Genomic DNA, 8,702 nt, shown 5'->3' with positions numbered 1-8,702 from the left:
ACCTTCACTGGGTGTAATCGTAAGAATGCCTATCGCGTCCATATCTTCCGGCTCCAGCCCCAGCTTGCTGTATATACCGGGATTAGGACCGGCTATAACATGTGCCAGCGTAATCTGTTTACCCGGAACAAACTCCTGAATGATCCGCTGTTTTTCTTCTACTTCCATTTCATGCACCTTCTTTTATAAAGCCTGTTTTAAAATATCCAGAATGTCCTTTTTCGTGACCACTCTGGGGTTCGTTGCAATGCAGCCATCTGCAAGTGCGCCATCTGCAATCTGATCCTCTGCCTTATGAAATTCATCCGGCTTCAGTCCGCATTCCTTAAAGCTAACAGGCATTTTCATCAGCTTCTGCATTTTCTGTATCTGATGAATCAGGTTTTTAACTGCCGATCTGACATTTACGCCGCCAACTCCGTACAGGGAAGCAATTGCCGCATATTTTTTTGCAGCCGTTTTATATTCTTTTGGGTTATAGTCCTGAATTTGTGCATTATAAGCGATTACATAGGGAAGCAGGATAGCATTTGTCCTGCCATGTGCAACTCCAAACTTTCCCCCTATATTGTGGGCAATCGCATGATTTACCCCAAGGGATGTCATATCAAATGCCAGTCCCGCCATGCAGGAAGCATAGTGCATCTGTTCTCTGGCTTCCATATCCACGGGGCTTTCATAAGATTTCACCAGATATTTTAAAACCGTAACCGCCGCTTTTTCAGCAAGCGCATCCGTAAATGCATTTGCCTTGGTAGACACATATGCCTCCAATGCATGGGTCAGCACATCCATCCCGGTATCCGCCACAATGGACGGGGGCAGGCTTTTTACAAGGCCCGGATCCAGTACTGCAATGTCCGGTAAAAGCGACTTATCCACCAGGGGATATTTCACACCCTTCCCTTTATCCGTAATAACCGCAAAAGAAGTTACTTCCGATCCGGTACCGCTGGTAGTTGGAACCGCAATAAACTCCATATCCGGCAAATCACCGATCTGTTTTGAGAAATGCATGATAGCCTTCGCTTCATCTATTGCGGAGCCGCCGCCCAGGGCTATCAGAGTATCCGGCTTATATGCCATGACTTCTTTCACACCTTCCACCACTAGTTCCAGCGGAGGATCCGGTACCACATTGCTAAAAATTCTATATTCTTTTTCTTTTAACTGTTCCGTAATCCGGTCAACCATTTTTGATTCCACCATAAACGGATCCGTTACAATAAAGATCCGCGTTGCGGTAAGGCTTTTCAGACAATTCAGAGCATCCGCCCCAAAACACACAGCTGTTTGTATTTTAAATTCCTCCATGTTTCACCATCCCTTCAAAAGCTTTCCTTATTTAGCTATCTTTTGTGAAATGAGACAAGATTATACAAAAAAAATAAAAATTGTTGTCTTTCCCTGTATTTTTATAACTTTTCGATGATTAATATTTCCAAAACGGGAAAAATAAATACAAAAAAAGATCCACCCGAAAGTGGATCTGTATTATAAAATTTAAAATGAAAATATATCTCTATTTTAACTGTACAAAGCAGGCTTCGTCATCATTTGTATTTCCATAAAGCTGCCGGTATTACGGGAGCGGTTCAGAGCATCTGCTGCAACACATGCGGCATAGCCATCCCAGGCACCCGGGCCATGGCTGGCATTATTTTCTACAGCCTGCACCCATTCCGTTAGTTCAATGCCATATGCCTGAATAAACCTTTGGGACCAATCCGTAAGAATTGGCACGGTACGCCCTGCACCAGACCGGGTGATTACCGCATAGGGGTCGGGTAAGTGAATCGTCCCTTTCTCACATACCACCTGACACTGAATATCATAGCCATATCCATCCGATAATTGTACCTCTACATCAATGCGGCATCCCAGATCTGTCTCAAGCAGGACGATCTGGGGGTTATCATATCCCCTTACCGAGTAAGATGACTGCCTTACTTTCAGCACCTGCCCGCTCTTATATTCATCCCCCAGCAGCCAACGGCAGATATCCAGTTCATGGATTGCGATATTCGATATGCCCATCTCACTGGTCAGCCCATCCGGCTGCTGCATATTTCGGTGAGCTGCATGGATCATAAGGGGATTTCCAAGTTCACCGGACTGTATAATACGTTTCATTTCCCGGTATCCCGGATCATATCTTCTCATGAATCCCACCTGAACCAGGCGCTTCCCGCCCGCCAGTTCAGCCTTAATAATTTTCTCGCAGTCAGCCGAAGTCTGGGCAAGCGGTTTCTCACAAAGCACCGGTTTACCCTGCTTTATACACGCAAGGACATACTCTGCGTGGGATGCATCGGAGGATGCTATAAGCACTGCATCCACTTCTGCACTTTCAATTAATGCTTCACCTGAATCATAGATATACGGGATATCATATTGCTTTGCCGCCAGTTTTGCCGACTCCCGAAAATAATCAGAACAGGCCGTTACTATGGCTCCTGGTACGAGATCCTGCAGCCGGCGGATATGGTCGCATCCGATTGCGCCGCATCCGATAACCCCAATTCTTAACATAACAATTCTCCTGACTATCTGAATGACTTATGTTTATTTCGCTGCCATACGTCTGGCTTTCGCTTCCATACGTTCACGGGTTACATCAATGAGTACTGCCAGGATAATAACCAGACCAACCACGATATTCTGGATTGCAGTAGATGCACTGAGCAGCTGAAGACCATTTCGGATCACGGTAATAATCAATGCCCCAATAATGGTTCCGCTCATGGTACCCTTGCCCCCGCTAAAAGATGCACCTCCAATGATACAAGCTGCAATCGCATCCGTATCATAAGGCTGAATGGCATTGGCACCATTGGCGATACCTCCGCGCCCAATCAGAACGATACCTGCCAAAGCGCTCATAAACCCGGACAGCGTATAGCAGAATGTAAGTACATTTGCACTCTTGATTCCGGACAGGCGTGCCGCTTCCAGATTCCCGCCTACGCAGTAGATCGAACGTCCCAGAACTGTTTTGGACAGAAATACGCCCATAATGGCAAACAGCACAATGACCAATATAAAACTCACCGGAAAACCACCTAACAGCGGTATGGAACTGGGCAGGGTTGCTTCTCCCAGCCATGTAACCTGTACCGGGAACCCGGAAACGATCTTGGACCCCACAACAACCAGGGCAAGCCCCCACAATACATTTTTCATTCCAAGTGTGGATACAAAAGGATGAGGCAGATGCAGACGGGTTAACAGTGTGCCGTTGATAAAACCAAAAAATGTACCTGCGGCTAAACCGGCTATGATGATGATAACAGGATTCGTGATACCGTTTTGTAAAAGCATTCCCATTACACAAGTACAAAAGATCGCATTCGCTCCAACCGAAAGGTCAATACCGGCAGTGATCAGACACACCAGCATTCCCGTTGAAATCAATGCATTTACCGATGTCTGCTTAAAAATATTCATGAAATTAGCCAGTGTTAAAAAGCTTGACGAAGCAAAACTCAGAATAACACATAACACGAACAGGGCAATCAGAGATCCCAGCTTATTCACCAGACCTGAATTGGATTTTAATTTTACTTTATTCATCTAAGGTTCCTCCCCACGCAGCTCTCATAATATCTTCCTGATTAAAATGGTCACTCTCTCTGTCTAAAGTTCCCGTGATCCGACCGCCCCGCATTACCACAACACGGTCAGACATTCCCAAAATTTCAGGCATTTCTGAAGAAATCATAATTACGCACTTTCCTTCTTTTACAAGATTATTCATTACATTATAAACCTCTATCTTTGCACCCACATCAATACCTCTGGTAGGTTCATCAAAAATAAATATATCCGCATCGGAATTAATCCATTTCCCAATTACAACTTTTTGCTGGTTACCACCCGATAGCTGACCTGCGATTTCGTCTAAGGACGGTGTCTTAATACGCAGGGACGAGATATTATCCTCCCCCGTCTCCTCAATATGTTTTTCATCCAAAAATAATCCCTGTGCAAATCCTTTCATATTTGCCATAATCAAATTTGAACGGATGCTCTGGGTCAGGACAAGCCCCTGATTCTTCCTGTCTTCTGTGAGAAATGCAATCCCTGCGTTAATCGCCTGTTTGGGATTTGAGATTTTCATTTCTTTCCCATGTATAAAGATTTTGCCGCCGTCAATGGGATCTGCACCAAATACAGCTCTCATTGTCTCTGTCCTTCCAGCTCCTACCAGGCCCGCAAAGCCCAGAATCTGTCCATTGTACGCTTCAAAACTCACATCAAACAGTACACCATTTTGTTTCAGTTTTTCAACTTTCAGAGCGCATTCACCTTTTTCCCCGATCACCTTCGGGAACTTATTGGCAAGAGAACGCCCCACCATGGCGGTAATCAGGGATTCATTATCCACTTCCTCAATGGGCTTTGTCCAGATATGTTCCCCGTCACGTATAACGGCAACCCGGTCGCACAACTCGAAAAGCTCTTCCAGCTTATGAGATACAAACACGATACTGATACCACGGCTGCGCAGGTCACGGCAAATTGTCATCAGCTGCTGAACCTCTTTTTCTCCCAGCGAGGAAGTAGGCTCATCCATTATAATCATCTTCGCCCCAACCGAAAGTGCCTTTGCAATTTCGATCATCTGCTGTACTCCCATACCCATGGTCCCCGCTGCTTTAGATGGATCAATTTCCTGCCCAAGTGAAGACATTACCTCTTTTGCTTTCTTATGCATGGACTTATAATCTAAAAGGCCGTTTTTCTTCCGAATCCATTTATTCATAAAAATATTGTCTGTAATATTCAAAAGTTTTTCGATATTTAATTCCTGGTAGACACAGGCAATCCCTGCCTCTGCAGAATCATTGGGGTTACGGAAATGCTTCTCCTCACCCTCCACGATTATGCTGCCTTCATCCGGTAAATGTACACCCGTTAAAACTTTAATCAAAGTGGATTTACCGGCACCATTTTCCCCGATCAACCCCAGAATCTCACCAGGCTTTACTGCCAGGTTCATGCTTTTTAAAGCTACTACACCCGGAAAGCGCTTTGTGACATTTTTTAATTCCACAATATACTCACTCACTGCATACCTCCTTATCCCCCGGACTCAGATCACCATTATTTACCAAGCTGGGATTTCAGAGTGTCTAATTGCTCCTGTGCATTTTCTTTATTTACAATTTTACTGCCGGAATCAATAAATTCCTCTATTGCTTCCCCTTTTACCGCTTTCACACAGGCTTCCACTGCTTTATACCCCATGTCATATGCGTTCTGTGCGACAGACATTGTTTCCTCATCTGCTAAAATAGCCTGACATGCAGACTGGATACCATCAAATCCGCAGAAAATAGTATTTGCATATGCTTCATTTCCCTTTGCTGCACGGGCAGCTGCAATAGCCATATCATCATTATTACAAACGATCATTGCCACGCCATCCGGGTGGTTCTGGATAATCGCTTCCATAGATGCAAAAGCCTTGTCAGCAACCGCATCCGCATACTGGATTTCGCTCTCTAAAAATGTACCGCCTGCTTCTTCTATCCCCGCTTTATATCCAGCCAGCCGTGCTTCAGCAGTAGAATCACCCTGCACACCTGTTATGGCAATGGCATTCAGTTCCGTAAATCCGGCTGCTTTCGCTGCCTCCACTGCTGCCTTTCCTCCTGCTTTCGCTGCCTCCTCATTACCGGTACCTACAAAAGATAAAACTTCCGGAGCGTCAATCTTCGTATCTACTGCAATAATCGGCTGCTTGGAACCTGCGATCTTAGATGTCACCATGTCAGCCTGCAAAGGAGCTATAACAAAACCATCAAATTTACCTGCTGCCAGATTCGTTTCGATAATATTCAACTGCTCATCATAAGAAGTCTCAGATGCCGCACCCTGAATCTCTACGTTTACATTGGGATTCGCATCGCTGTAGGCTTGCGCACCTGCCAGTACATAACCCCAGTATTCAGAAGCGGTAGTTTTCAGGATCACACTGATATTAAGATTGTCACCGGATGCGGCGGAGCCATTATCCGTTCCTTCATTCCCAGCCTCACTGCCCGAAGCCGTATCTGTACCGGCAGCTGTTTCCTTGTTATCCGCTGCTTCCGAATTACTGCCCGTTTGGTTATTGTTAGCTGTAGCTGTATCACCGCTGCCTCCGCAGGCTGCAAGGGACATCCCCATAATCCCGACCATTAAGATACTTAAAATTTTTTTCTTCATACAAAAAATCCTCCTTAACTATTATATAGTTTATATTTTGCCGCAAAGCATTGCGTCCCCGTGATTAGAAATCCGTAATACAGGTACGGATCTCAGTTGTTCCATTGTCGGAATTCCCAATTCCAACAATCAGATCGTGCATATGTATTTTTAACCCCCGGATAAGTTCTCAAATGTTTCGGACACACACTTGCAGTAAAAAGAGAACCAGCAGGTATTAACCTAATTTTCGTTTGAAGAATATTTAAGCATTATGCATTGAGCATATTATGCATAACACATTTTCAAAATGCACTCAAAACATGTGCAATTTATTATGTTTTTTAGTATTTATCCAAATTATAACACTACATTTTGGTTAAGTCAACAAGTTTTTACCAAAACTTTATGTACAAATTGACAGTTTTGCATTTTAGTTTATGCATATATCATATTTTTTTGTCGAATCATTCGTGCATACTACTATATTTTATGCGCATTTTTCTATGCGCATAATTAAGCACTATCGTGCATACCTCTTATCCTTTAAACAACAGCAGAAAACAGTCTGGAAAATATTAGAATCTATAGAAAAACATATCAAAGATCTTAGCCAAAAGCAGGAAAAAGGCGGGTTATAAGAACTGATAAGCATACATTTTTTGTATTGATTATCCATATATTTTAGTTGACTTGTACTTGAAAATGTATTATTCTTCAATATAGTTAAATACTACGAGTCGGATAAACTTTCTATATTTGATGAAAAATCATCTCTTTTATTACAGAATGATCTTTCCCGCTCACTGTCCATAGGAGATTAATATATGATTACAACCCAAGAACTTGCGCGGTTAGCCGGCGTAAGTCAGTCAACGGTGTCAAGAAGCCTTCAGAATTCTTCCCGAATTTCTCTGGAAACCAGGATTAAGGTTCAGGATTTAGCCGCACAGCATGGATATACCTTAAAAAAAAGGGCTGGAATGCCCAATGATACCGGAAACGGTAATAATGGATGCATTGGAATTATCCTGGGTGCCGATAGGATGCACTCTCCCCTTGACCTTTATCTGGAATATCTTTCAAATGAGGTGATCCGGCAGATTGAAAAACAAAATTACTACTGCACAATATCATCCTACGAAGCCAGTGACCAGTCCTTTGGATATATACAATCCATAATCGAAACAGCTGATATAAAAGGCATTGTTATTATTAACGGCAACTATCACTCGGCACTGGAAGACTATTTATCCCAATTGAATATTCCGCATATTTACACCCAATACTTTTCCCGCCCAATGCAGAAAAGTCTAAATATCATTGACGTAGACCATTTTACCGGCGGATTAATCGCGGCAAACCACCTATTAGAATTAGGGCATCAGCGTATCGCTACCATTACCTCAGCCGGAAGTGATTTTAAAGAACGCACAGAAGGCTATTGCACCGCACTCATCGATAACAATCTTGCCTGTAATCCAGATTGGATCGTTAAATCCGGGCTGACTTATGAAGAAGGATATCGGCAAATGGAAAGCAGCTGGTCTCAGCTGCATGACTGCACCGCATTTTTTGCCCAAACAGATATTCTTGGCATCGCTGTTATAAATTTTCTCACCGATAAAGGTTATAAGGTTCCCCAGCAATATTCTGTAATTGGCTTTGACGGCATCCCGGAAGGCAATTACTGCCGCCCCAGTTTAACCACAGTTATACAGCCCGTCCTGAAAATTGCAGAAAGAAGCATAAAACACCTGACCCATTTAATAAAACAGAAAAGTACCAGTGCCACCCATTTTTTTGTGCAGCCCGAATTATATCTGCGCAATTCCACGGCACCGGTAAAATGATAATGCCATGGCAAGAAGCACTTTTAGAGTGCTTTTAGCCATGGCATTTGAACCTTATAAGGATTTATCTATTTTAATTTTCCATTGTTATTTATCTGTTGTTAATCCCCTATTGTGTTTCCTTTATCTGATTCCTCTATTGTGATCTGTTTTTAGAAAATACCCCCTCCAAACCTTCCTTCACAACTTTCTTTTTAATACCCTCTATATCCATAAGATACAGGCCTCTTTCTTTCATCCGCTTAAAATAAACAGATCCGGAAAAGGTATATTTACGTTCTAAGCCTTCCTCCGTTTCCATTTCCTTTCTGACAAACGCAATCATATCGCCCACTGCCAGACTCTCCGGGAGTATCAGTGTTTTAAGGCCTGCTGCCTCTCTTACACTGTTATACCCCGCCAGTACCCCCGTAACAATTGCCTCTGTATGTCCAACCAGAAGCCCTGCCTTTTCGCCTGCACAATATAAATTTTCGGCCCCCATTACTTTAAGGCTGTTGTCCCGGGGCGACATGGCCATATAGCGTATGGAGTTACCCTTGCCGCCGGCATAGGGATCTTCATATCTGGCATTTTCAAATCCCGGTATCCTTTTCAGCTTATCCATAGGGAAATAAGAAGTCATGAATTTGGCATGCCCGGTATCCAGCAAAATAA

7 protein-coding genes and 1 pseudogene are annotated in these 8,702 nt (G+C 43.5%); 1 reads left to right on the top strand and 7 read right to left on the bottom strand.

What is annotated here, in order from left to right:
* From ACH2DQ_RS19650 to ACH2DQ_RS19625, 6 genes and pseudogenes are all read right to left on the bottom strand, one after another.
* Window positions 1-168: pseudogene (locus ACH2DQ_RS19650) on the bottom strand (propanediol utilization protein); the annotation flags it as partial.
* 15 nt (window positions 169-183) lie between these two features.
* Window positions 184-1,314, bottom strand: coding sequence for a 1-propanol dehydrogenase PduQ (locus ACH2DQ_RS19645; RefSeq protein WP_394916072.1), 1,131 nt, complete (start codon window positions 1,312-1,314; stop codon window positions 184-186).
* Window positions 1,315-1,527: 213 nt separating this feature from the next.
* Window positions 1,528-2,532 (bottom strand): Gfo/Idh/MocA family protein, encoded by a 1,005-nt coding sequence (locus tag ACH2DQ_RS19640; RefSeq protein ID WP_394916071.1) that lies wholly within the window; start codon window positions 2,530-2,532, stop codon window positions 1,528-1,530.
* Between the two features lie 33 nt (window positions 2,533-2,565).
* Window positions 2,566-3,573: an ABC transporter permease gene (locus ACH2DQ_RS19635; RefSeq protein ID WP_394916070.1), complete on the bottom strand. Its 1,008-nt coding sequence runs from the start codon at window positions 3,571-3,573 to the stop codon at window positions 2,566-2,568.
* Entirely contained in the window at window positions 3,566-5,071 is a 1,506-nt protein-coding gene (locus tag ACH2DQ_RS19630) for a sugar ABC transporter ATP-binding protein (RefSeq protein WP_394916069.1), read from the bottom strand. Before ACH2DQ_RS19630 ends, ACH2DQ_RS19635 begins: the two co-directional genes overlap by 8 nt.
* Before the next feature lie 35 nt (window positions 5,072-5,106).
* Window positions 5,107-6,213, bottom strand: a complete 1,107-nt coding sequence (locus tag ACH2DQ_RS19625; protein WP_394916068.1) for a sugar ABC transporter substrate-binding protein — start codon at window positions 6,211-6,213, stop codon at window positions 5,107-5,109.
* A gap of 806 nt (window positions 6,214-7,019) precedes the next feature.
* Here ACH2DQ_RS19625 and ACH2DQ_RS19620 point away from each other — a divergent pair.
* Window positions 7,020-8,045 (top strand): LacI family DNA-binding transcriptional regulator, encoded by a 1,026-nt coding sequence (locus ACH2DQ_RS19620; protein WP_395027965.1) that lies wholly within the window; start codon window positions 7,020-7,022, stop codon window positions 8,043-8,045.
* Window positions 8,046-8,181: 136 nt separating this feature from the next.
* Here ACH2DQ_RS19620 and ACH2DQ_RS19615 read toward each other — a convergent pair.
* On the bottom strand, window positions 8,182-8,702 hold a 521-nt coding region (locus tag ACH2DQ_RS19615), incomplete at its 5' end, for an FAD-dependent oxidoreductase (RefSeq protein WP_395027963.1).

Source organism: Robinsoniella sp. (genome assembly GCF_034124845.1).
This window is presented reverse-complemented; position numbering and strand designations above follow the sequence as displayed.

What these genes read in the sequence shown, in the direction of transcription:
- ACH2DQ_RS19625 (WP_394916068.1), bottom strand. Translation starts at nt 6,213, where the DNA reads ATGAAGAAAAAAATTTTAAGTATCTTAATGGTCGGGATTATGGGGATG.
- ACH2DQ_RS19635 (WP_394916070.1), bottom strand. Translation starts at nt 3,573, where the DNA reads ATGAATAAAGTAAAATTAAAATCCAATTCAGGTCTGGTGAATAAGCTG.
- ACH2DQ_RS19640 (WP_394916071.1), bottom strand. Translation starts at nt 2,532, where the DNA reads ATGTTAAGAATTGGGGTTATCGGATGCGGCGCAATCGGATGCGACCAT.
- ACH2DQ_RS19620 (WP_395027965.1), top strand. Translation starts at nt 7,020, where the DNA reads ATGATTACAACCCAAGAACTTGCGCGGTTAGCCGGCGTAAGTCAGTCA.
- ACH2DQ_RS19645 (WP_394916072.1), bottom strand. Translation starts at nt 1,314, where the DNA reads ATGGAGGAATTTAAAATACAAACAGCTGTGTGTTTTGGGGCGGATGCT.